Annotated in this window: 23 protein-coding genes and 2 tRNA genes; 13 read left to right on the top strand and 12 right to left on the bottom strand. The window is 19.9% G+C overall.

What is annotated here, in order from left to right; all coding sequences use genetic code 11:
- Window positions 1-2: 2 nt before the first annotated feature.
- The 3 genes from leuC to leuA are packed head-to-tail and all read right to left on the bottom strand — an operon-like array spanning window position 3 to window position 4066.
- Complete coding sequence (leuC, locus tag GJU01_RS00250) at window positions 3-1394, bottom strand: 3-isopropylmalate dehydratase large subunit (RefSeq protein WP_168867862.1); 1392 nt, start codon at window positions 1392-1394, stop codon at window positions 3-5.
- 18 nt (window positions 1395-1412) lie between these two features.
- The gene (gene leuB / locus GJU01_RS00245; protein ID WP_168867861.1) at window positions 1413-2504 is read right to left on the bottom strand and encodes a 3-isopropylmalate dehydrogenase; all 1092 of its coding nucleotides are present in this window, start codon (window positions 2502-2504) and stop codon (window positions 1413-1415) included.
- A 2-nt stretch (window positions 2505-2506) separates the two neighbouring features.
- Window positions 2507-4066 carry a 2-isopropylmalate synthase gene (gene leuA / locus GJU01_RS00240; protein WP_168867860.1) on the bottom strand — a complete coding sequence of 520 codons (1560 nt, stop codon included), beginning with the start codon at window positions 4064-4066 and terminating at the stop codon, window positions 2507-2509.
- Between the two features lie 219 nt (window positions 4067-4285).
- On the opposite strand from leuA, the gene ribD reads away from it, so the two are divergent.
- From ribD to nusB, 3 genes are read left to right on the top strand one after another with little or no spacing between them, the layout of a single operon-like run.
- Window positions 4286-5398: a bifunctional diaminohydroxyphosphoribosylaminopyrimidine deaminase/5-amino-6-(5-phosphoribosylamino)uracil reductase RibD gene (gene ribD, locus GJU01_RS00235; RefSeq protein ID WP_168867859.1), complete on the top strand. Its 1113-nt coding sequence runs from the start codon at window positions 4286-4288 to the stop codon at window positions 5396-5398.
- A gap of 31 nt (window positions 5399-5429) precedes the next feature.
- Window positions 5430-5930, top strand: a complete 501-nt coding sequence (gene ribH / locus GJU01_RS00230; RefSeq protein WP_168867858.1) for a 6,7-dimethyl-8-ribityllumazine synthase — start codon at window positions 5430-5432, stop codon at window positions 5928-5930.
- The gene (nusB, locus tag GJU01_RS00225) at window positions 5927-6349 is read left to right on the top strand and encodes a transcription antitermination factor NusB (RefSeq protein WP_168867857.1); all 423 of its coding nucleotides are present in this window, start codon (window positions 5927-5929) and stop codon (window positions 6347-6349) included. The genes ribH and nusB overlap by 4 nt, the downstream gene beginning before the upstream one ends.
- An 85-nt stretch (window positions 6350-6434) precedes the next feature.
- On the opposite strand, the gene GJU01_RS00220 is transcribed toward nusB, so the two are convergent.
- From GJU01_RS00220 to tadA, 3 genes are read right to left on the bottom strand one after another with little or no spacing between them, the layout of a single operon-like run.
- Window positions 6435-7001 (bottom strand): DJ-1 family glyoxalase III, encoded by a 567-nt coding sequence (locus GJU01_RS00220; RefSeq protein WP_168867856.1) that lies wholly within the window; start codon window positions 6999-7001, stop codon window positions 6435-6437.
- A 52-nt stretch (window positions 7002-7053) separates the two neighbouring features.
- Window positions 7054-8298, bottom strand: a complete 1245-nt coding sequence (gene glyA, locus GJU01_RS00215) for a serine hydroxymethyltransferase (RefSeq protein ID WP_168867855.1) — start codon at window positions 8296-8298, stop codon at window positions 7054-7056.
- Between the two features lies 1 nt (window position 8299).
- Complete coding sequence (gene tadA, locus GJU01_RS00210; RefSeq protein WP_168867854.1) at window positions 8300-8773, bottom strand: tRNA adenosine(34) deaminase TadA; 474 nt, start codon at window positions 8771-8773, stop codon at window positions 8300-8302.
- Window positions 8774-8956: 183 nt separating this feature from the next.
- Between tadA and hisS the strand changes: the two genes are divergently transcribed.
- The 8 genes from hisS to dapD all read left to right on the top strand — a co-directional run bounded on the left by hisS (window position 8957) and on the right by dapD (window position 19912).
- A complete protein-coding gene (hisS, locus tag GJU01_RS00205; RefSeq protein WP_168867853.1) occupies window positions 8957-10249 on the top strand; it encodes a histidine--tRNA ligase in 1293 nt (430 codons plus the stop codon).
- An 83-nt stretch (window positions 10250-10332) separates the two neighbouring features.
- On the top strand, window positions 10333-11508 hold the full coding sequence (locus GJU01_RS00200) for an outer membrane protein assembly factor BamB family protein (RefSeq protein WP_168867852.1): 1176 nt from the start codon (window positions 10333-10335) through the stop codon (window positions 11506-11508).
- 18 nt (window positions 11509-11526) lie between these two features.
- Window positions 11527-12879: a ribosome biogenesis GTPase Der gene (gene der, locus GJU01_RS00195; RefSeq protein WP_168867851.1), complete on the top strand. Its 1353-nt coding sequence runs from the start codon at window positions 11527-11529 to the stop codon at window positions 12877-12879.
- A gap of 72 nt (window positions 12880-12951) precedes the next feature.
- The gene (dusA, locus tag GJU01_RS00190; protein WP_168867850.1) at window positions 12952-13935 is read left to right on the top strand and encodes a tRNA dihydrouridine(20/20a) synthase DusA; all 984 of its coding nucleotides are present in this window, start codon (window positions 12952-12954) and stop codon (window positions 13933-13935) included.
- 65 nt (window positions 13936-14000) lie between these two features.
- Window positions 14001-15386, top strand: coding sequence for a replicative DNA helicase (dnaB, locus tag GJU01_RS00185; RefSeq protein WP_211080607.1), 1386 nt, complete (start codon window positions 14001-14003; stop codon window positions 15384-15386).
- A gap of 118 nt (window positions 15387-15504) precedes the next feature.
- A complete protein-coding gene (gene cysS, locus GJU01_RS00180) occupies window positions 15505-16911 on the top strand; it encodes a cysteine--tRNA ligase (protein WP_168867849.1) in 1407 nt (468 codons plus the stop codon).
- Window positions 16893-18980 carry an NAD-dependent DNA ligase LigA gene (gene ligA, locus GJU01_RS00175; protein ID WP_168867848.1) on the top strand — a complete coding sequence of 696 codons (2088 nt, stop codon included), beginning with the start codon at window positions 16893-16895 and terminating at the stop codon, window positions 18978-18980. Before cysS ends, ligA begins: the two co-directional genes overlap by 19 nt.
- A gap of 83 nt (window positions 18981-19063) precedes the next feature.
- Window positions 19064-19912: a 2,3,4,5-tetrahydropyridine-2,6-dicarboxylate N-succinyltransferase gene (gene dapD, locus GJU01_RS00170; RefSeq protein WP_168867847.1), complete on the top strand. Its 849-nt coding sequence runs from the start codon at window positions 19064-19066 to the stop codon at window positions 19910-19912.
- 73 nt (window positions 19913-19985) lie between these two features.
- Here dapD and GJU01_RS00165 read toward each other — a convergent pair.
- The 5 genes from GJU01_RS00165 to recA form a co-directional block, all read right to left on the bottom strand.
- Window positions 19986-20058: transfer RNA gene (locus GJU01_RS00165), tRNA-Arg, on the bottom strand.
- Window positions 20059-20071: 13 nt separating this feature from the next.
- Window positions 20072-20158, bottom strand: a tRNA-Ser gene (locus GJU01_RS00160).
- Window positions 20159-20238: 80 nt separating this feature from the next.
- Complete coding sequence (gene csrA, locus GJU01_RS00155; protein WP_168867846.1) at window positions 20239-20430, bottom strand: carbon storage regulator CsrA; 192 nt, start codon at window positions 20428-20430, stop codon at window positions 20239-20241.
- A 130-nt stretch (window positions 20431-20560) separates the two neighbouring features.
- Window positions 20561-23203, bottom strand: a complete 2643-nt coding sequence (gene alaS / locus GJU01_RS00150; protein WP_168867845.1) for an alanine--tRNA ligase — start codon at window positions 23201-23203, stop codon at window positions 20561-20563.
- Between the two features lie 63 nt (window positions 23204-23266).
- A complete protein-coding gene (gene recA / locus GJU01_RS00145; RefSeq protein ID WP_168867844.1) occupies window positions 23267-24262 on the bottom strand; it encodes a recombinase RecA in 996 nt (331 codons plus the stop codon).
- Window positions 24263-24382: 120 nt separating this feature from the next.
- Between recA and GJU01_RS00140 the strand changes: the two genes are divergently transcribed.
- On the top strand, window positions 24383-24637 hold the full coding sequence (locus GJU01_RS00140) for a sulfurtransferase TusA family protein (protein WP_168867843.1): 255 nt from the start codon (window positions 24383-24385) through the stop codon (window positions 24635-24637).
- A 5-nt stretch (window positions 24638-24642) separates the two neighbouring features.
- On the opposite strand, the gene rsmD is transcribed toward GJU01_RS00140, so the two are convergent.
- Window positions 24643-25227 (bottom strand): 16S rRNA (guanine(966)-N(2))-methyltransferase RsmD, encoded by a 585-nt coding sequence (gene rsmD, locus GJU01_RS00135; protein ID WP_168867842.1) that lies wholly within the window; start codon window positions 25225-25227, stop codon window positions 24643-24645.
- A gap of 123 nt (window positions 25228-25350) precedes the next feature.
- Here rsmD and ftsY point away from each other — a divergent pair, with 123 nt between their 5' ends.
- Window positions 25351-26307: a signal recognition particle-docking protein FtsY gene (gene ftsY, locus GJU01_RS00130; RefSeq protein ID WP_168867841.1), complete on the top strand. Its 957-nt coding sequence runs from the start codon at window positions 25351-25353 to the stop codon at window positions 26305-26307.
- Window positions 26308-26333: the final 26 nt, after the last annotated feature.

Here is a 26333-nt window from a genome sequence, read left to right as displayed (position 1 = left end):
TCTCAATTTATATTAGTAATATAACCATATAGAGCTGTTATTGCGGCAATTATAGGACTTACTAAATGTGTTCTACTATTGCGTCCTTGACGACCTTCAAAATTTCGATTGCTAGTAGAAGCACATCTTTCTCCTGGTAGTAATTTATCATCATTCATTGCTAAACACATTGAGCATCCTGCATATCTCCATTCAAAACCTGCATCTTTAAAAATTTTATCTAATCCTTCTTTTTCTGCTTGTTGTTTTACTACATTAGATCCTGGTACAACTATAGCTGTAATATGAGGAGAAATTCTTTTGCCTAAAATTATTTCTGCTGCTGATCTTAAATCTTCAATCCTAGAATTTGTACAAGAACCGATAAAAACTTTATTTATTTTTAAATTAATTAATTTAATACCTTCATGTAAATCCATATATTTTAATGCTTTTATAGCTAATTTTTTTTTATTATTATTGCTATAGGAATTTATTAATGGAATATTTTCATTTATACCTATTACTTGTTCAGGATTAGTACCCCAAGAAATTTGAGGAGTTAATTTTGTAATATTAATATTTATAATTTTATCAAATTTAGCATCATAATCACTATATAATGTTTTCCAATATTTTAAAGCTTCTTTCCATAAATTCTTTTTAGGAGCAAATTTTTTATTTTTTAAATATGATAAGGTTATATTATCAGGTGCAATTAATCCAGCTTTAGCGCCCATTTCAATAGACATATTACAAATTGTCATTCTAGATTCCATGCTTAATTTTTTTACAACTTCACCAGTAAATTCAATAATATATCCATTACCACCACTAATACCTACTTTTCTAATTATTGATAAGATTATATCTTTTGCTGTAATATTTTTAGATATATTACCATTAATATTTATTAACATATTTTTAGCACGATCTTGTTTTAATGTTTGAGTTGCTAAAACATGTTCAACTTCTGAAGTACCTATACCAAAAGCTAATGCTCCAAACGCTCCATGGGTAGAAGTATGTGAATCACCACAGACAATAGTCATTCCTGGTAATGTTATTCCTTGTTCTGGACCTATAACATGAACTATTCCATTTTCAGGATTATAAATATCATATAATTTAATATTAAAATCATTACAATTTTTTATAAGTGTTTCCATTTGTTTTTTAGCTATATATCCTGATGCATTTATATCTTTTATTTTAGTAGATACATTATGATCCATAGTTGCAAAAGTTTTATTTGATTTATAAACTTTTCTATTTTTATTTCTTAATGCATTAAATGCTTGAGGCGAAGTAACCTCATGAATAAAATGTCTATCAATATATAATAAATTAATATTATTTTTTATATTACAAATAATATGCCTATTATATATTTTGTCATATAATGTTTTACCCATAAATTATACCTATATATTTTATATAATAGATTCCATAATTAATGTTCCCATGTCCTCAGTAGTAACTATTTTTTCATTTTTACTATTTGTAAATAAATCTTTAGTTCTATAACCTAAATCTAATATTTTTTGAATAGCATTTTTTATTTTTTGAGCTATATTTTTTTCTCGTAAGGAGTATTCAATTAACATTGCTAATGATAATATTTGTGCGATAGGATTAGCTATATTTTTACCTGCAATATTAGGGGCAGAACCTCCTGAAGGTTCATATAAACCAAAATAATTATGATTAAAACTAGCTGAAGGTAAATTACCTACTGATCCTGTAATCATACCACATTGATCAGAAATTATATCTCCAAATAAATTTGGACATAATATAATATCAAATTGAGACGGATTTTTCATTAATTGCATGACAGCATTATCAATATACATATGTTCTAATTTGACTGATGCATATTGTTTAGATATATCTGTTACCACTTCACGCCATAATATTGATGTATTTAAAACATTTGCTTTATCAATAGAACATATTTTTTTCTTTCTTTTTAATGCCAAATTAAAAGCAATATGTGCAATTCTTTCTATTTCAAATCTTGAATAAATTTCAGTATCAAAAGCATATTCATCTATACCTTTTCCTTTTCTACCATTAGGCAATCCAAAATATATACCTCCAGTTAACTCTCTAATACAAATAATATCAAAACCTTTATTTAAAATTTTTTCTTTTAATGGACTTAAAATACTTAATTTTTTATAAAAAAAAGTAGGACGTATATTTGCAAATAAATTAAAATGTTTTCTTAATTTTAATAATGATCCTTTTTCTGGTCGTTTGTTTAAAGGTAAATAATCCCATTCAGGACCTCCAATAGATCCAAATAATATTGCATCAGAATTTTCACAACCATATAATGTTTTTTTAGGTAAAGGATTCCCATATTTATTAATAGCTGTTCCACCAACAACATAATGATTAATAAATATTTTTTTATTTATATATTTTTTAATTTTTTCTAATACTTTTAATGCTTGTTTCATAACTTCTGGCCCGATACCATCTCCCGCTAAAATTGCTATTTTAAATATATCCGACATAATTATTCCTTAAAATTGTGAAATTTATTAATTTTTAATATGTTTTGTTTTACTCTTTCAGATTTCCAAATACTATTAAGACAATTAATAATTGAAATAACTGAAGCTTTAATAATATCTTTAGATAAACCAATTCCATAAAAAAATTTGTTTTTATATTTTATTTTAATATTAACTTGACCTATTGATTCTTCAGTATGGTTTTTAGCTTTTAAAATATACTTAATTAGTGTTATATCATAATTTGTTATTCTAATTATTGTTTTATATATTGCATCAACTGGACCTAATCCTGTTGCAGCTTCTAACTTTATTATTTGCCCACATTTTAATTTTATTGTTGCAATAGAAATATTGGAATTAGACTGTACATTAAAATATATTAACGAATAATATTCTGTATTGTTTTCTACTTCATTATTAAATGCTAAGGATTCTAAATCATAATTAAAAATTTGTCCTTTTTGCTCAGCTAATTTAATAAATTTATTATATAATATGTTAATATCATATGTATTATTTTTATATCCCATTAAATTCATGTGATATTTAACTGCAGCTCTTCCTGACTTAGAAGTAAGATTAATTTCTGTATTATTTAAACCTATATTTTTTGGATTTAATATTTCATAAGTTTTTTTATTTTTTATCATTCCATCTTGATGAATTCCAGAAGAATGAGAAAAAGCATTACTTCCTACAATAGCTTTATGTATAGCTAATGGAATATTACAAATTCTACTTACTATTTTACTTGTATTATATATTTTTTGATAATTTATATTGGTATAAAAATTCATATTTTTTTTTCTTGCGTATAAAGCCATGATTATTTCTTCTAATGCACAATTTCCAGCTCTTTCTCCTATCCCATTAATAGTGCCTTCTATTTGTCTTGCTCCTGCATTTATTGCTGTAATAGCATTACCAACAGCCATACCTAAATCATTATGGGTATGAACTGAAAGAATACATTTGTCTATATTGTCTACTTTTTTTTTTAAATAAGAAATTATATTATAATATTCTTGAGGAAATGTATAACCTACTGTATCTGGAATATTAATAGTTGTAGCTCCTGCATCAATAGCTGTTTGTACAACTAAACATAAATCATTAATAGGTGTTCTACTTCCATCTTCACAAGAAAATTCAATATCATCAGTATATTTACGTGCATATTTTATCATAAATGATATTTTTTCTATTACTTTATGCAAAGTAGTTTTTAATTTTGTAGTAATATGTATAGGAGAAGTGGCTAAAAAAAGGTGAATTCTAAAATTTTGAGATTTTTTTAATGCTTTATATACCATATCTATATCTTTTTCTTTGCATCTAGCTAAACCACATAATTTACTATTTTTTATAATATTAGATATCTTTTTAGAAGTTTGATAATCATTAGGAGAAGAAATAGGAAATCCGATTTCTATAATATCAATTCCCATAGATTCTAATGCTAATGCTATTTTTATTTTTTCATTAGTATTTAAATTAGATTTTAGTGATTGTTCACCATCACGTAATGTAGTATCAAAAAGAATAATTTTTTTTTTCATATAATGTTATCTCTTAAAAAAAATTTATTACAAATATTTATTTTTTTATATTAAAACTATTTTAATAATTAATTAAATAATTAGAAAAATTATGTTTTATATATATATTAATATATAATTATAATAATTTATATTTATTAAATGTTTAAATAAAAAATTATTTTTTATAAATAAATATTTATCTAATTATTTTAATATTAAACGTTTTTTAAGGTTATTATGGATTCAATAGATAAATTTTATATGATGCATGCAATTAAATTAGCTAAATTAGGAATTTTTACTACTACTCCTAATCCAAATGTAGGATGTATTATTGTTAATAATAAAAAAATTGTTGGGAAAGGATATCATTTAAAAGCAGGACAAACTCATGCAGAAATTAATGCATTAAAAATGGCTGGTCAATATGCTAAAGGTGCAACTGTTTATATCACATTAGAACCTTGTAATTATAAAAATTTAACCCCTTCTTGCTGTAAAGCTTTAGTTGATGCTAAGATAAAAAGATTAGTAGTTGCTTCAAAAGATCCTAATCCAAAAGTAAATGGAAAAGGATTAAAATTTTTAAAAACTCAGGGAATTAAAATAACGAATCATATTTTATCAAAAAAAGCTAAATCTATAAATTATGGATTTTTTAAAAGAATGAAAACTGGGATACCTTGGATACAACTTAAATTAGCATCATCTTTAGATGGTAAAATTGCATTATTTAATGGTAATAGTAAATGGATATCTTCAATAATTGCTAGGAAAGATGTTCAGATATTACGAGCAAAAAGTACAGCTATTTTAAGTACAAGTAAAACTATTTTACAAGATAATTCTACTTTCTTAGTAAAATGGAGTAAATTATATAATCAAATAAAAAAGATATATCCTAAAAAATTATTCAGGCAACCAATTAGAATTATTTTAGATAGATTAAATACAATTAAACCTAATAATAATATTATTTTATCTCCTGGAAAAATAATTTTAGTAAAATCAAAATATACTTTTGAAAATTGGCCTAATTATGTAGAACAAATTATTATTCCTGAAATTAATAATTATTTTAATTTAAAAAATTTATTTAAAACATTAGGTAATAGAGGAATTAATTCTCTTTTAATAGAAGCAGGTAGTATCTTATCAGGATCTTTAATTAATTATAATTTAATAGATGAATTAATTATATATTTATCACCTAAATTATTAGGAAATATGTCATTAAGTTTATGTAATATACATAAATTTACAAATATTATTAATGTACCTCATTTTTATTTTACAAAAATAAAAAGATTAGGATCAGATTTAAAATTAATATTAAAACCCATTAAATAATCTTATAAAACAAGGATATAAATAATATATTATGAAAATTATTGATGAAAATATTATAGCACCTAATGCTTTTATAGCTATTGTTATATCAAGATATAATACATTTATAAATAAAAATTTATTATATGCTACGATTGATACTTTACAAAGAATAGGGATGGTGCAAGATAAAAATATAACTATATGTTGGGTCCCGGGAAGTTATGAAATAGCATCAGTTATAAATTTATTAATACAAAAAAATATTTATGATGGTATAATAGCTATTGGTACTATTATAAAAGGAAAAACATCTCACTTTAAATATTTATCTCAAGAAGTTTGTTCTCAAATATCTAATTTATCAGTGCAAAATAATATTCCAATTGCTTTTAGTATTTTAATAACAGATAATATTGAACAAGCAATTGAAAGATCAGGAGTTAAAATGGGTAATAGAGGTACTGAAGCTGCTTTAACTCTATTAGAAATGATTAATATATTTAAATCAATACAATTATTACATATAAAAAGTAAAAAGGTAGTTAAGTGAAATTTACTGAAAGATATCAATCTAGAAAATATGCTTTACAAGCTATTTACTCTTGGCAATTATCTAAAAATAATTTTCATGAAATTCAATATTATTTCTTAAATGAATCAATAAAAAATATTAAAAATATTGATGTCGATTATTTTAATGATTTAATAAATGGAGTAATAATTAATAGTTTTTATTTAGATAATGTAATGAAACCATTTTTATCTCGTAAATTATTTGAATTAGGACAAGTTGAAAAAGCAATTTTACGTCTATCTTTATACGAATTAATTAATCGTTTAGATGTTCCATATAAAGTAGTAATAAATGAAAGTATTTGTCTTGCAAAAAAATTTGGAGGAGGAGAAAATAGTTATAAATTTATTAATGGAGTATTAGATAAAATAGCAAATAAACTAAGAAATGAATAATTAAATATTTTATTTTGAATTATTATTTGTGTAATAAAAATTATAAATATTTTAAATATATTAATTTTTTTATTAAATGTTTGAATTATAATTCATTTTCTATTTTACGAGATTTTTCTTTACCTAAAATAATTTGTACTAATTTTAAATTAAATTTAATAGCATATTTTACACTTTGCCCTGTTAATAATTTGTATTTATCATCCCAGTAAATTGGATTTTTTACCCATTGTTTATTTGGTATTAAATGTTTTAATCCTAAATATCCAGTCATTTTAGCATTAGGAAATAAATTATTAGAACTAATAACCATAGCAGGTGATGCACATATTGCACCTATAATACGATTAGAATTTTTAATTTCTTTTAGATATTTTAATAAAAAATAATTTTTTTGAAAATATTTAGATGCTTGTAAACCACCAGGAAGGATAATTGCTGCTATATTTTTTATATTAATATTTTCTATATTATTTAAAAAAATATCACTTATAATTTTTGTACCATGAGCACATGTAATTTCTCGTATATTATTTACACTAACTAATATAACATTTATATTACTTCTAGTTAAGATATCTATTGAAGATACTGTTTCTATGTCTTCAATACCATCTGTCACAAATATTAAAACAGAATTATATTTTGTCATTATAAATTTCTCCTAATTTTATTTTAAAAAACTAAAATTTTAAAAAAATATATTATTTATATATAGGAAAAATCCTACATAATTTAATAATATTATTTTTTATATTTTCACAATACTTATTTTTTTTATTTAAAATATTTATAATATATTTAGATAATAAATATATTTCTTTTTCTTTGAAACCTCTTTTTGTAATAGCTGGTGTTCCTATTCTTATTCCAGAAGTGATAGAAGGAGGATTTACATCATTAGGAATACTGTTTTTATTTACAATAATATTATGTTTTTCTAATAATAATTCAGCTTCTATACCTGTCATATTTTTATTTGTTAAATCAATAATAAATAAATGTGTTTCAGTATAATTAGATATTATTTTAAAGTGATATTTTTTAAAAATTTTAACCATTAATTTAGCATTTTTTAATATTTGTTTTTGATATAAAATAAAACTAGGATTTAATGCCTCTTTAAATGCTGCAGCTTTAGCTGCAATTACATGCATTAAAGGACCTCCTTGACTTCCAGGGAAAACTGACTTATTAAATTTTTGAAATAAATATTTATTTTTTTTTAATGATAATATAATTCCACCTCTAGGTCCAGATAATGTTTTATGTGTTGTACTAGTTATAACATGTGCGTAAGGTAATGGATTAGGATATAATCCTGCAATAATTAATCCAGCAATATGTGAAATATCAACAAAAAAATATGCATTTATTATATCAGCAATATATCTCATTTTAGCCCAATTACATATTCTTGAATATGATGAAAAACCCCCAATAATCATTTTTGGTTTATATTTTTTTGCTAATTTTAATAAATTATTATAATCAATTTTTCCATGTTCATTAGTTGTATATGATATATTTTTATAAAATTTTCCTGAAAAATTTACTTTAGAACCATGTGTTAAATGTCCTCCATGTGAATTTTCTAATCCCATTATAATATCTCCAGGTCGTAATAAAGCCATATACACAGCAAAATTAGCTTGTGATCCCGAATGTGGTTGTACATTAACATAATCTGCATTAAATAATTTTTTAGCTCTTTGTATAGCAATGTTTTCAATTTGATCTATATATCTACAACCTCCATAATATCTATATTTAGGATATCCTTCAGCGTATTTATTAGTTAATTGAGATCCTTGAAAAAACATCACATTATGTGATGTATAATTTTCAGAAGCTATTAAATTAATGTTTTCTTCTTGTCTTTTTGATTCTTTATTTAAAATATTTAATAATTCTATATCATAATTTAATATTTTTTTATTTTTTTTCAAATTAATTACCTTTTAAAAAAAATTTTTTTCTTTTAAAAGAAAAAAATTTTTTTATGATATTTGTACATTCTTTTTTTAAAACTCCAGAATGAATTTTTATTTTATAATTTATATTATAAATACCTAATAAATCTATAAAAGATCCTATATTACTATATTTTTTATTATAAGTACTGAATACTAATCGAGCAATTCTACTAATAATTATAGCACCAGAGCACATTAAACATGGTTCTAATGTTACATACATAGTTGTATTTAATAATCTATAATTTTTTAAATATTTGCCTGCTTTCCTTAAAGCTATTATTTCAGCGTGTGCTGTAGGATCATTTTTTTTAATTGAATTATTTATACCATAAGAAATAATTTTATTATTTTTTACAATAATTGCTCCAACTGGTATTTCTCCTATATTTTTTGCTAATTTAGCAAAACTTAAAGCATATTTCATCCAATAAATGTCATTTTTCATTAAAATATATATTTTTCAGTTTAATTATGTTAAATAAGATTTAATTTTATTATATAAAAAATATAAAAAGAATATATATTTTATTTTTAAAAATAATTGTTATTAGTATAATATTAATATATTTCAAACTTTATAAAAAATATTAAAAATAATTAAAATTAATATTAATAAAGAGAATTTATAGTGATAAAAAAAATTACAGCAATTTATGGTATGCATGATTATTTATTTCCTAGTACTTTATTATGGAAAAATATTGAAAATATTATTCAAAATATTTTAAATAATTATGGTTATCAAGAAATTAAATTACCTATTTTGGAAAAAAGTGAATTATTTAATAAAACTATTGGTGAAAATACAGATATTATTGAAAAAGAAATGTATACTTTATTAGATAAAAATAAAAATTCTTTAACTTTACGACCAGAAGGTACTACAGGATTTATTAGAGCCATAATAGAACATAATGTTTTTTATAATAATAAACGTTTTTGGTATAATGGTCCTATGTTTCGTTATGAAAGACCTCAAAGAGGTAGATATAGACAATTCAATCAAATTGGTATTGAAAGCCTTGGATTAAAATCACCTTATATTGATGCTGAAATTATTATTCTGACAAATAATATATGGAAAAAATTAAATATTACAGAAAATGTTTTTTTAGAAATTAATACTCTTGGTTCTATACTAGATCGAGAAAGATATATAAAAGAATTAATATTTTTTTTCGAAAAAAATTCACATCTTTTAGATTTAAAAAATAGAAAAAAAATATACACAAATCCTTTAAGAATTTTAGATAATAATAATAAAAATATCCAAAAATTATTAACTAATATACCTAATATACCTAAATTAAAAAATTTTCTTAATGAAAATAGTATATATCAATTTAAAAAATTGTGTAAAATTTTAAATTTTATGAATATAAAATTTATAATAAATGATTATTTAGTCAGAGGATTAGATTACTATAATGATATAGTATTTGAATGGAAAACTAATAATATAAGTACAGAAAATCCTAAAACTATATGTGGAGGTGGAAGATATGATAAATTAATTAAAAATATGAGTAATAAAAAAATTAATAATGGTATTGGATGTGCTATCGGAATAGAACGTTTAATTTTATTAGTTGAAAAAATGAAATCTATTAAATTAAATATAAAATATTTGATTGATATTTTTTTAATACCAATGGAAAATAATCATATTTTAAAAAAAATTTTAATTATTGGAGAATTAATTAGAAAACATTTTCCTAAACTTAGAATAGTTACTAGTTATCTTTTTAAAAATTTAAAAAAACAAATTATTCAAGCAAATAAATACAAATCACATTTTATAATTATTATAGGTCCAGAAGAAATAAAAAATTCTTTAATTATTATTAAAGATTTATATTTAAAAAAACAAATAATTATACCAGAAAATAAATTAATATTACATTTAGAAAAAATATTTTAATGTATTTTTGTTATTTAAAAAATTTTATCTGGTTAAATTTTAAAATTATAAAAAAATAAATTTTAATCATAAAAGAGTAAAATATGAAAATAAAATTAAGAAAATTTGTAACATTAATATTTATTTTTTGTTCTATTTTTTTAACTTCATGTACATATGAAAAAAATAATAATTTATTATCTAAAGTTAATAACATAAAATTAAAATTAATATGGCAAAATAACATAGGAAAAAATAATGTTTCTTTTAAAAAATTAAATCCTTATTATAGTAAAGGATTTTTATATTTAGCTAATAAAAATGGTTTTATCTATTGTATAAATATAAAAACAGGTAAAGTTGTTTGGTCTCTTAATTTAATAAATAAATCCTGTTTTTTTTCATCTTGTAAATATGAATATTTTACAGTTGGTCCTATAATTTCGAATAATTATTTATATGTTGGTAATAAACAAGGAAAAATTTTTTCAATAAATATAAAAAATAAATCTATTATTTGGAAACAAAATATATTTAATGAAATACTATCTAATTTTGTTATTAGAAAAAATATACTAATAGTTCATAGTATGGATGATATTTTACAAGGATTAGATAAAAATAATGGTAGAATTTTATGGACAGTACATTTAGGACATTCAAATTCATTATCTATAAAAGGATTATCTGATCCTGTACTTTTTTTTGATAATGTAATTATAGGAAGTGATAATGGTTTAGTTAGTTCTCGTATAGTAACTAATGGATTATTAGTCTGGGAACAAAATTTATTAAGAATGAATAATAAAGAAAATTTTATTAATATAAATGATATTGATATCTCACCAGTTATATATAAAGGTATTGTTTATGTATCATCTTATAACGGTAATTTTATGGCTATTAATTTAAGTACAGGTGATATTATTTGGGAAAAAATATATTTTACTCATAAAAATTTTATTATAAATCATAATATTATATATTTAATAGATCCACTAAATAGAATTTTAGCTTTAAATGTAAAAAATGGAAATTTAATATGGATAATAGATAAATTTAAAAATAATAAAATTAATAATTTATTTATATATAATAAAAAAATTTTTTTTACAAATAATAGAGGTTTTCTTTATTGGATAGATCTTAATACAGGAATTTTTCTAGGAAAGAAAAAAATTGATAAATATAAAATACATTATATTTTAGTAATAAAAAATCAATTAGTTATACAAACTATATATAATAAAATATATTTATTTAAAATTTTAACAGTATAATAAATAAAAGAGAAAAAAATGATACTTCAATATCCTAATATTACTATATTAGGTGATAATAATGTAGGTAAATCTTCTTTATATAATATTTTAATTAAAAAAAATGATTCATTAGTTAATAAAATACCAAATTTTACAATAGATACTAAATATAGTAATGCTAAAATTAAAAATTTAAAATTTATTTGTATAGATACAGTTAGTTATAATAAATTTAATGAAAAAAATTCTTTAATAAAAGAACAAATTTTACTATTAATAAAAAAATCGAGTCTTATTTTATTAATAATTAAAGGAGATAAATTAAATTTTATAGATTATAAAATTATTGATAGTATTAGAAAATGTGGTAAAAAAGTAATTATAATATTAAATATTAAGAAAAAAAGATTTTTAGATACTGAATTTTATTCTTTAGGTATAAATTTTTATCAAATAGATATTACAGATAATAATGATATTATTAAATTAAAAAAAATATTATTTTCTTATATTAATAAAATTTCTATAAATAAATTAGATAAAAATCAATTATATAGTAAATTTTGTATAAAAGATAAAAATAAAAATAAAAATAAAAATAATATTAAATTAGCTATTATAGGTATGCCTAATGTAGGTAAATCTACTTTAATAAATAAATTTATTAAAGAAAAAAGAGTAATTATTAGTGATATTCCAGGTACAACTAGAGAAAGTATTGCTATATCATTAAATAAATTTAATAAAAATATTACTATAATTGATACAGCTGGTATAAAAAAAAAAAATAAAATTAAAAATCAAATAGAAAAAATTTCTATTTTAGAATCTTATAAAATTATTAAAAAATCTAATATTATTTTATATGTAATTAATGGAGAAAAAAAAATTTTTTGTAATCAAGACATTAATACCATAAATTATATTATTTCTCAAAAAAAATCAATTATTTTAATAATAAATAAAATAGATCTTATAAAAGTAAAAGATATTAATTTAATAAAAAAACTTATAAAAATAAAATTTAAGTTTTTTCCTATCATTTCTATTTCTGCTAAATTTACTATAAATTTAACAAATATTTATAAAATAATATATAAAATATATAATATATCTATTAAAATATATAATACTTCTAAACTTATGAAAATTTTAAATTTAGCAACTAAATTAGTTCTACCTCCTATTTATAATGGTAGGCGTATAAGATTAAAATATATACATCAAATAAATAATACTCCTTTAATATTTAAAATACATGGTAATCAGTTAACAAAATTAAATAATAATTATAAACGTTACTTATTAAATTTTTTTTATAAAAAATTACAATGTATTGGTAATGTTATAAATTTCAAATTTCAAGAAAATAAAAATCCATACAATTAATTTATTAAAATCAATATTTATTCTTTTATAATATTTTATTTAAATAATATTTCCATTTGTTAATGCATAAATATGAAAAAAAAAAATCCATATTTTAAATTTGAAGTAGCACCTATGTTTAAAAAAACTAATAAATATTGTAGATATTTTTATCGCAAATTAACAAAAAAATCACTTTTATATACTGAAATGATTCATTCTAATTTAATTAAAAATAATGCAAAAATTTTATTAGAAAATAATAATGTGAATAATCTTGCATTACAATTAGCTGGTAATGAACCAAAATTATTATCTTTATGTGCGAAAAAAGCAGAAAAAATAGGATATAAAGAAATAAATTTAAATTTAGGATGTCCTTCTTTAAGATCTCAAAAAGGTAATTTTGGAGCATGTTTAATATCTCAACCAATAATTGTATCTAATTGTATTAAATCTATGAGTGATGCTGTGTCAATACCTATTACAATAAAAATGCGTATTGGTATTAATAATAATGATAATTATCATTTTCTACATAATTTTATTGATTTAATGGTTCAGAGTGGTTGTACAAGATTTATTATTCATGCTAGAAAAGCATTACTTTACAAAAAAATTAATACGAGAAAAAATTTAATTATTCCTAAATTAAATTATAAAATTATTTATAAAATAAAAAAAAATTTTCCAAATATAAAAATCTCAATTAATGGTGGGATTAAAACTTTATTAAATATAAAAGAACATTTAAAATATGTTGATGGAGTAATGATTGGTAGAGAAGTTTTTAAAAATCCAATGATATTAATAAATATAGATAAACATATTTACAATATAAAAAAAACTATTATTAAAGATCCTTTAATAATAATAAAATCTATGTTTCCCTATATAAAATCAGAATTAAATAAAGGTGTCCCTTTAAGAACTATTATTACTCCTTTATTAAATATTTTTTATGGTATTAATGGATCGCATGCTTTTAAAAATTTTATTTTTAACAAAACAAATTCTTTAAAAAATAATAGTTTAGATATATTAAAAAATGCTTTGTGTTATATAAAACATAAATAATATATTTTATTTTTATTTTTTAAATAAATTAAAAATTATATTGATAAATGGTAATAAATAATTGAATGAAACAATTTAAAAAAGATTTACAAATTGAAAATATAAAAACTCCTCCACATTCTTTAGAAGCAGAACAGTCAATATTAGGAGGATTAATGTTAGATAATAATCGCTGGGATCGTATTATAGAAAAAATAATAGTAGATGATTTTTTTATTTTATCACATAAAATAATTTTTAATGAAATGAATTCTTTAATAGAATTAGGAAAACCTATAGACTTAATAACATTATCTGAATCTTTAGAAAATAAAAAAAAATTAAATCAAGTAGGAGGATTTGCGTATTTAGCTGAATTATCCAAAAATATTCCTAGTATATCAAACATATATGCTTATGCTGATATTGTTCATGAACGTGCTATAATTAGAGAAATGATATCTGTTGCTAATGAAATAGCTGAAGCTGGATATTATCCAAATGGCAGAAATAGTGAAGATTTATTAAATTTAGCAGAATCTCGTGTGTTTAAAATTGCAGAAAAAAGATTTTATAAAAATACTAAACCTAAAAATTTAGAAGAAATTTTAGAAGTTACTATATCTAAAATTGAATCATTTTATAATGCACCTCAGAAAGGAATTACAGGAATAGATACTGGATATCATGAATTAAATAAAAAAACATCAGGATTACAAAATTCTGATTTAATAATTATTGCGGCACGTCCTGCTATGGGTAAAACTACACTTGCAATGAATATTTGTGAATATACAGCAATATCTCAAGATAAACCTGTATTAATATTCAGTTTAGAAATGCCTTGTGAACAGATTATGATTCGTATGTTAGCCTCTCTTTCTCGCGTAAATCAAAGTAAAATTAGAACAGGACAATTAAATGATAATGATTGGAAAAAAATATCTAATACTATGGGAATTTTACTAAAAAAAAAAAATATATATATTGATGATTCTTCAGAATTAACTCCAACAGAAATTAGATTACGTTCCCGGAGAGTATTTAGAGAACATAATGGTTTAAGTTTAATAATGGTAGATTATTTACAATTAATGAAAGTACCTTCTTTATCTTTTAATAGAACACTAGAAATATCTGAAATTTCACGTTCTTTAAAATCATTAGCTAAAGAATTACATGTCCCAGTTGTTGCTTTATCTCAATTAAATAGATCTTTAGAACAAAGATCTGATAAAAGACCTATGAATTCTGATTTAAGAGAATCTGGGTCAATTGAACAAGATGCAGATTTGATTATGTTTATTTATAGAGATGAAGTATATAATGAAAATACTAATTTACATGGTATAGCTGAAATTATCATAGGAAAACAAAGAAATGGACCTATTGGAACCATAAAATTAATTTTTAATAATCAAATTACACGTTTTGATAATTATTCAGATTATTATAATAATGAAAATATTTAAAATTTTCTTTAAAATAATTTAATTAATTTTTTATAAAAATTTAATTTTTATAAAAAAATATTACACAAAAAAAAAATTAATATAAAATTATTTATATCATTTAATTAAGAAAAAAGCAATGTTAAAAATTTTTAATACATTAAGTAAAAAAAAAGAAATATTTATTCCTATTAATAAAAGAAAAGTAAAAATATATGTATGTGGTATTACTCCATACGATATATGCCATATTGGGCATGGCAGAACTTTTATTGTATTTGATATTATTATTAGATATTTAAAATTTTTAAATTATGAAGTCTATTATATCCGAAATATTACTGATATTGATGATAAAATTATACATTTAGTAAATAACGAAAATAAAGACATATATTCTATTACAAAACAAATAATTGATAAAATATCAGAAGATTTTAATAATTTAAATATATTATTACCTAATTTTGAACCAAAAGTTACTGATCATATAAAGGATATTATTTTTATAATAAAAAAATTATTACTAAATAATATTGCATATATTGCTAAAAATGGTGATATTATGTTTTCCGTAAAAAAATATCCAAAATATGGGATTTTATCTAAACAAAATATAAATTTATTACAATCAAATATAAAAATTAAGAATATTAATTTTAAACAAAATTATAAAGATTTTATTTTATGGAAACTAACTAATAAATTAAATATAGGCTGGAATTCTCCATGGGGGTATGGACGTCCAGGATGGCATATAGAATGTTCAACTTTAAGTCGTAAATATTTAGGAAAATGTTTTGATATACATGGAGGAGGTAATGATTTAATATTTCCTCATCATGAAAATGAAATTGCACAATCTACTTGTATTGATCCAGAATTTTATGTTAATTATTGGATACATACAGGAATGATTATAATTAATAATAAAAAAATGTCTAAATCTTTAAAAAATACTTTTAAAATAAAAGATTTATTATTAAAATATGATAGAGAAGTTATTAGATATTTTTTAACGGCCACTCATTATCGTAGTCCTATTATATTTGATGAAATTAAATTAAAACAAGCACAAATAACTATAAAAAAATTATATACTTCTTTATTTTATAAAAAAAAATCTTTTAATATACAAAATATTAAAAATAATTTTTTTTTATTAGAACAACAATTTTATAATGCTATGAATAATGATTTTAATACTCCTAAAGCATATAGTATTTTATTTAAAATATCTAAAAAAATTAATATTTATTATAGAAATAAAAAATATTTAATTACTAATTATTATATTTCAAAATTAAAGAAATTAGGTAATATTTTAGGAATTTTATTTTATAATCCTAAAAAATATTTACAAGATAATAAAGATTTATTTAATTTTTATAGTAAAGATAAAATTAAAGAATTAATTAAAAAACGTAATATTGCTCGTAAAAATAAATTATGGGATAAGGCTGATTTAATTAGAAATCAATTAAGAAATAAAAATATTATTTTAGAAGATACAGATATTGGAACAATATGGAAAAAAAAAATATAAAATTTCATATAATAAAATTAATAAATATTTTATACAAAATTTATAGACTTTTTTATTTAAGAAAAAAAGTAATTAAATTACGTAAAATAATTAACAACTATAATTATAGATATTATATATTAAATAATTCTAATATTCTTGATTATCAATATGATAAATTATTAACTCAATTAATAAAATTAGAACATTTATATCCTTATTTAAAAAATAAAAATTCACCTACTCAATTAGTAGGTGCAAAAGTTAAATCATATATATTACAAAAAAAAAAAAAACATAAAATACCCATGCTATCATTAAATAATGTTTTTAATGAAAATAATTTATTTAAAAAATTTTTTTCCCCTATTAATAAAAGAATAAATAGCTCTAGTTTTTGTTGTGAATTAAAATTTGACGGTATAGCAATTAATTTATTATATAAAAATGGTTATTTAGTTAGTGCTATAACAAGAGGAGATGGCAATATTGGAGAAAATATTATAAAAAATGTATTACAAATTAAAAATATACCTCATATTTTAAAGGGAAAAAATTTACCAAATATATTAGAAGTAAGAGGTGAAATATTTATAACAAAAAAAAAATTTAAATTATTAAATCAAAAAAAATTAAATCAAAATAAATTATTTAGTAATACAAGAAGTGCTACATTAGGAATATTAAAATTAAATAAAAATATTAATAAAAAAATTTTTAATTTATTAAATTTTTTTAGTTATGGAATTGGTTTTACAAATAAAAATTTTTTTTTAAATCAACAAGAAATATTAAAAAAATTACAATATTATGGAATTCCTATATGTAAACATACAAAAGTTTATTCTTCTTACTATGAAATTATTAATTTTTATAAATATTTTAAAAAAAAGAGATATTTTTTACCTTATAATATTGATGGTATTGTTATTAAAATAAATAATATAAAAAAACAAAATATTTTTGGATGTACAAATCATGCACCTAAATGGGCTATTGCTTATAAATTTCCTTCACAAGAAAAATTAACATCATTAAAAAAAGTAATTTTCCAAATTGGACGTACAGGAATTCTTACTCCAATTGCTAATTTTCATACAGTAAATATTAATGGAGTAAATATTAATTTTGCTACATTATATAATATTAATGAAATAAAAAGATTAAATTTAAAAATTGGGGATAAGATTATAATACAAAGATGTGGTGATGTAATACCTAAAGTTACTAATGTTGTAATTAATGAAAAATGTACAAGAAAAAGAAAAAATATTTTGATACCTAAAAGGTGTCCTAGTTGTAATTCTATTTTAAATAAGAAAAAAAATAATATTTTATATTGTACGTCAGAACTATTTTGTAAAGCTCAATTAAAAGCATATTTAAAACATTTTATTTCAAGAAATGCTATGAATATTAGTTTTATTGGTGAAAAATTAATTGATAAATTAGTAGATAAAAATTTAATAAAAAATTCTGTAGATTTATTAAATTTAAATAATTTTGTTTTATCTAAAATAGAAAATTTAGGAAATAAATCTATTGAAAAAATTTTAAAATGTTTAAAAAAAAAACATAAAGTTACATTTAATAGATTTTTATTTTCTTTAGGAATTCCTGAAGTAGGGATAGTAACTTCTAATATTATATCATTTTTTTTTAAAACGTTAGAAGATTTTTTAAATACTAATTTAATTAAATTACAAAATATTACGAATATAGGAGAAAAAACTGCATTAAATATATTAAATTATATTAAAAAAAAACATAATATAAATATTATTCAAAACTTATTAAAAAAAATAGATATTATCTATACTAATAATATTTCAAAAAAAAATTTTTTTTATCAAAAAAAAATAGTTATTACTGGAAGATTTAAATTTATAACAAGATATAATCTTGTCAATCAATTAAGGATATTAGGAGCAATTATAAATAATAATATTAGTAAAAAAACAAATATCCTAATTTTAGGTATAAAACCAAGTTCAAAATTATTAAAAGCAACTAAATTTAATATTAAAATTATTAATGAAAATAAAATAATTTATTTACTTAATCAAATAAGTAATTTTGAAAAATATTAAAATTTGTTTATTTATCAAATAAATGATATTGTTATTGAACAATACGCATATTTTAATTAAAAAAATTTTAATAATAAAATTATATGAAATATATTAAAGATATTATAGAAAATTATTTTTCGGAATATGAAAAAAATAATAATTTATTAAAAAATAAAGAAGTTATCAATAATATTAATAAAGTAATTAAATTTTTAGATAAAGGTATAATTAGAGTAGCTGAAAATATTAAGAAAAATTGGATAGTTCATGAATGGATAAAAAAAGCAATATTATTATATTTTCATATTAATCAAAATTTGATTTTTAAAGGTACATATAATAATTTTTACGATAAAATACCTTTAAAATTTGATAATAATTTTAAAATCCATGATTTTGAAAAAATAAAATGTCGTATTATACCACCTACTGTAGTAAGATATGGATCTTTTATTTCTAAAAATACAATATTAATGCCTTCATTTATTAATATAGGTGCTTTTATAGGCAAAAAAACTATGGTAGATACTTGGTCTACAATAGGTTCTTGTGCTCAAATAGGAAATAATGTTCATATTTCAGGAGGAGTAGGCATAGGTGGTGTTTTAGAACCAATACAATCTAGACCTACTATTATTGAAGATAATTGTTTTATAGGAGCAAGATCAGAAATAGTAGAAGGAGTAATTGTAAAAAAAGGATCAGTAATTTCAATGGGAGTATATATAGGACAAAGTACTAAAATTTATAATAGAGAAACAGGTTTAATTCACTATGGTGTAATTCCTAGTTATTCTGTTGTAGTACCTGGTAGTTTACCATCTAAAGATGGTAAATATAACTTATATTGTGTAATAATAGTAAAAAAAGTAGATAAAAAAACTTTAAGTAAAACTGAAATTAATGATATTTTACGTGAAGCTAAACACATAACCAAAATAACTAATTAATTATTTATTATCGAATAATAACTTGATTGCTATTTTAAAAGTAAAAACTAAAAATATTTAACTTTTTTATATCTGCATCCGGGAGGATTTGAACCCCCGACCACTCGGTTCGTAGCCGAGTGCTCTATCCCCTGAGCTACGGATGCTTCGAATATTTTTCGGTGAGAGAGAGATTCGAACCCTCGATGTAGAAAACCACATACACCCTTAGCAGGGGTGCGCCTTAAGCCACTCGGCCATCTCACCAATTATATTTACTAGATATAATATTATATCTTTTATAAAAACTTTGTCAAATTAATTATTTTTTTATAAAAAAAATAAGTTTATTTTAACGAATTTGTTTTTTGATTTTTCTCTGCTTGTATACGTTGATATATTTCTTCACGATGAACAGCAATTTCTCTAGGAGCATTAACACCTATTCGAACTTGATTCCCTTTTATTCCTAATACTGTTACTATAACTTCATCACCTATCATAAGTGTTTCGCCTACTCGGCGAGTAAGAATAAGCATCCTTTTCTCCTTAAAAAAATAAAATATAATAAAATATTTATTATATTCGTATTTATTTAAAATAATAATTTTAAATTTTATTTTTAAATACATCTAATTAATTTTAATTGAAATTTTAAATGAAATTAATTTATTTATTTATTTTATTCAAAATAAATAATCTTATCTTAGATAAAAAAAAATAATATTTATCTTCATTGAGATTAATATTTCCTTGTGCCATATTAACACATCCATTTATTTTACAAACATTTTTATCTAAATTTTTTTTAATAATTTCCATAATATTTATTGTTTTAGAAAGATCTTTTGTAATTTTTATTACAAAAAATATTTTATTTTCCCATTTTGTAGATAAAAAAATTATTACTTTTTTAAATTTTTTTAATAATTTTTTTATAATATAATTAAATAATTTTGGATGAAAATTATATATTTTACTTATTATTAAATTAATATTATTTAATAAAATTTTATTTTTTAATAAAAATTTTTCTTCTTTTAAAATAATATATTGTTCTAATTCTTTAATATTACATTTTAATATATTAACTTTTTTTTTGTTTAATAAAATATTTTTTATTAAATTTTTTTCATCTGTTTTAAAGATATTGGAAATATATTTAATATTTTTATTCTGTTTTTGTATATATTCTAATGCAAAATTATGAGTAATAGCATGTATACGTTTTATGCCACTGGCGATATTTAAAAATTTTGTAATTATAAAAAAACCAATTTCTTGAGTATTTAATACATGTGTTCCACAACAATATTCTTTTGAAATATCTTTAATATCTACAATTCGTACAATATCACTGTATTGATTATTAAATAAAGCAATAATATTATTATCTTGTATTTTATTTTTTTCTATCAAATATGTTTTTATAGGTATATTTTGGAAAATATAAGTATTTACTTGTTTTTCAATATCAAAAATATCTTTTAATACTAAAGAATTATTATATGAAAAATCAAACCTTAAGTATTTATTAGTAATGAAAGATCCTTTTTGTTGGACATAATTACCAAATTTTTTACGTAAGATAGAATGTAATAAATGTGTTGCAGAATGATTTCTACTAATTAGTATGCGATTTGATATATTTATTTTAGAATATAAATAATCATTAGTTTTTAATGTTCCTAAAATCATTTTACCAATATGAATAATTAAATTTCCTTGTATTTTCGTATTATAAACTTGAAATATATTTTTTTTATCTTTTTCTAAAAATCCTATATCACCTATTTGTCCTCCAGATTCTCCATAAAAAGAAGTAATATCTAATATTATTTCTCCTTGATCTCCTGTAATTATTTTATCTACTAATTTCTCATTTAAGTATATATCAATTATTTTACTATAAATAACAAAATTTTCATATCCGTTAAATTTTGAAATTTTATTTTTATAATAAAAAAAATTTTTTTTTTCAAAAAAATTTTTTTTTCTTGAATTTTTTTTTTGAATATCCATGTATTTTATAAATTCTTTTTTATCAATATTAATTTTTTTATTTATACATATATTTTCTATTAAATCAGGAGATAATCCAAATGTATCATATAAATAAAATATTTTCTCTCCGGATAAATATTTTTTTTTTAATTTTTTAATTTCTTTATCTAATAATAAAATTCCTGATTTTATAATTTTATTATAATTTTCTTCTTCATTTTTAATTATATTAATAATATTATCATATTTTTTATATAAAATATTTTTTTCTTTATCATTAATATATTTAATATATATTTTTACTAATCTATAAAAAAATGTTTCTTTTTTACCTAAAATTCTACCATGATTTATAGCTCTTCTAATAATTCTTCTTAATACATACCCTCTTTTTTCATTACTAGGTACAATACCTTCTAATATTAAATGAACAGAAGATCTAATATGATCAGCTATAACTTTTAGTGAGTTATGTTTTAAATCTTGATTTTTAATAAAATTATTTATATCTTTAATTATTTTTCTAAAAAAATATAATTGATAATTTGAATTAACTCCCTCTAAAATAGAACTAATACGTTCTAATCCCATACCTGTGTCAACTGATTTTATTGATAAAGGGATTAATTCTCCTTTTAAATTTTTATTAAATTGTATAAATACAATATTCCATATTTCAATAAAACGATCTCCTAACAAGTTATTTTGAATATTTCCCTTTAAATTACAACCTAAATCATAAAAAATTTCAGTAGAAGGGCCACAAGGTCCTGTATCTGACATTTGCCAAAAATTATCAGAATTATATATTTCATTATTTTTGTCTTTTCTTAAAAAGATATTTTTTTTAGAAATACCAATATTTTTATGCCAAATATTATATGTTTCTATATCTGTATAATATACTGTTATATATATTTTTTCTTTTTTTAAGTTAAACCATTTAGAATCAGTTAATAATTCCCATGCATAAGAAATTGCTTCTTGTTTAAAATAATCTCCAAAACTAAAATTTCCTAACATTTCAAAAAATGTATGATGTCTATTTGTAAAACCAACATTTTCTAAATCATTATGTTTTCCTCCTACTCGTATACATTTTTGAACTGTAGTAATTCTTGGATAAGGAGGTTTTTTATATCCTAAAAAATATTCTTTAAACTGATTCATACCTGCATTTGTAAATAATAATGATGTATCATTATAAGGTATTAAAGAACTACCTTCTATTATTTTATGTTTTTTTGTAGAAAAAAATTCTAAAAACATTTTACGTACTTCTTCTATTCTACTTCCCATATTATACATTATCCTTAATTATAATTAAAATTATATATAAATTAATTATAAAAAATAAAATACTTCATTATATTATTTTTTTTTAAAAAAAATTTCTCGTATTTTTTTTTCAATTTCTATAGATTGTTTTTTATTTTTTTTTAAAAAATTTATAGCATTAATTTTTCCCTGTCCAATTTTTTCATTATGAAAACTGTACCATGATCCACATTTTTCAATTATTTTTTCTTTTACTCCTAAATCTAATAATTCTCCATAAATATTAATACCTTTACCATAAATAATTTGAAATTCTGCTTTTTTAAAAGGTACTGCAACTTTATTTTTAACAACTTTTACTCTTGTTTCATTACCAATTATTTCATCTCCTTTTTTAACATTACCAATTTTCCGAATATCTAATCTTACAGAAGCGTAAAATTTTAATGCATTACCTCCTGTTGTTACTTCAGGATTACCAAATAAAATACCAATTTTCATGCGAATTTGATTAATAAAAATTAAAAGTGTATTTGATTGTTTTAAATTACTTGCTAATTTACGCATAGCTTGACTCATCATTCTTGCTGCTAGTCCTACATGAGAATCTCCTATTTCTCCTTCTATTTCAGCTTTAGGAGTTAAAGCTGCTACAGAATCTACAATAATAACATCGATTACTCCTGATTTTGCTAATGAGTCACATAATTCTAATGCTTGTTCTCCTGTATCAGGTTGTGAACATAATAATTTATTAATATCAACATTTAATTTTTTAGCATATATAGGATCTAGTGCATGTTCTGCATCAATAAAAGCACAAATTTTTCCTAACTTTTGGGCTTCAGCTATAATTTGTAATGTTAAAGTAGTTTTACCAGAGGATTCTGGACCGTATATTTCTACTATTCTACCAATTGGTAAACCACCAATACCTAATGCTATATCTAAGGATATAGATCCTGTTGATATTGATTCTATATCCATAGTTCTATTATCACCTAACCTCATAATAGAACCTTTACCAAATTGGTTTTCGATTTGAATAATAGCATCTTCAAGAACTATTTTTTTTTTATTTAAATCCATAATATTCACCTACTTTATATTTTTTAAAATAATAAATTTAATTAAAAATTTTTATAAAAATAAAATTTTTTTATTATAATAAAACTATTCATATGAATTTATTCTTAATAATATATTAAAATGTTAAAAAAAAATAATCTTTATAAAAATGCAAATTATATTTTAGATATACAAGGATTACAGTGCCCAACAACTATTATGATGATTAGAAAAAAAACACTTCGGATTAAAAAACATGAAACTTTATTAATTATTACTGACGACTTATTAGTTAATATAGATATAAAAAATTTTTGTTATTTTATGAATTATAACATAATTTATAAAAAAATATATAATGTACCACCATATTTCTTTTTAATAAAAAAATTATAGTTTTTTTAAAATAAAATTCGTTTACATAAAAGATAAGTAACGATACCAAATCTTTTTTCTCGATATTTGAACCAATTTTTTGGTAAAAAAAATTTATTACTTTTAGTTCTATATTCAATAAAAATATAAGCATTATGTTTTAACCAATTATTTTTTTCTAATAAAAAACAGGTTTTTTGTAATAAAATATTTGTTTCACAAAATGGAGGATCTATAAAAATTAAATCATATTGCTTATTTGATTTTTTTGATAAAAAAATTAAAGTATTTTTATAAATTAAGGAAATATTTTGTATTTTTAATAAAAAAATATTTTTTTTTAATTGTTGAAATATTTTTTTATTATTTTCAATTAATGTAGCAAATAAGATATTTCTAGAAAAAGCTTCAAAACTTAAAATTCCAGTACCAGCATAACAATCTAAACAATTAAACACATGTAAATTACTGTTTATAAGCCAATTAAATAAATTTTCACGAATAAAACACATTGTGGGTTTTAATATTTTATTGTCTATAATTTTTATTTTTTTACCTTTCCATTTACCTGCTATAATATTAATAGTATTTAAAGATTTTTGTTTTTTCATAATTTATGTAAAATAACTTAATAATAATAATTACTTTAAAAGTATTTTTGATATATTATTTAAATAATTATTTAATTATATCAAGTAATTTTATTACTAGATAATTTAAAATTTTGTAAAAAAATGATAAATAAAAAAAATACAATTCCAAAAAACGAAAAAAAAATAAGTTTTTTTAGTTATTTAAAAAAAAAATTAATTAAAACAAGTAATAATATTAGTAAAAAAATTATTAAACTTTTTAAACAAAAAAATACTATTGATAAAAAATTATTTGATAAGTTACAAGAAAAATTAATTATTTCTGATATAGGTATACATACTACAAAAAAAATTATTGATTCAATAAAAAAATATGTAACATTAAATAATCTACAAGATTCTTCTCAATTATATAAATATTTAAAAATAGAAATGTTAAATATTTTAAGCCATGTAGAAATTCCTTTAGTAATTAATAAAAATATAAAAAAACCCTTTATAATATTAATAATAGGTGTAAATGGAGTAGGTAAAACTACTACAATAGGAAAATTAGCATATTACTTCTATAAAAAAAAAAAATCTGTAATGTTAGCTTCTGGTGATACTTTTAGAGCAGGTGCACATGAACAATTATTTACCTGGAGTAAAAAAAGTAATAGTTTTTTTATATATAATTCTAAAAAAAAAGAAAGTTCAGCAGTTATTTTTGATGCAATTTTTCAAGCTAAAAAAAAAAAAATAGACATTTTAATTGCTGATACATCAGGAAGATTACATAATAATATTTCTCTTATGGAAGAATTAAAAAAAATTGTACGTGTGATAAAAAAAAATAATAATATGGTTGTTGATGAAATTATGTTAATTTTAGATGCAACTATTGGACAAAATTCTATTAATCAATTAAAAACATTTCACAATAATATTGGAGTAACCGGTATTACTTTAACTAAAATAGATGGAACTGCAAAAGGTGGAATTATTTTTTCTTTAGCAAATAGATTTAATATCCCAATTAGATTTATTGGTTGTGGGGAAAAAATAACAGATTTACATTTATTTAATGCAAAAGATTTTATTAATGCAATTTTATAATTATTAATTAATTTTTAATAATACCA

The organism is Enterobacteriaceae endosymbiont of Donacia vulgaris (genome assembly GCF_012568445.1).
Taxonomy (GTDB): Bacteria; Pseudomonadota; Gammaproteobacteria; order Enterobacterales; family Enterobacteriaceae.
Note: the sequence above shows the minus strand (reverse complement) of the source record. Positions and strands in the feature narration are given on the sequence as shown.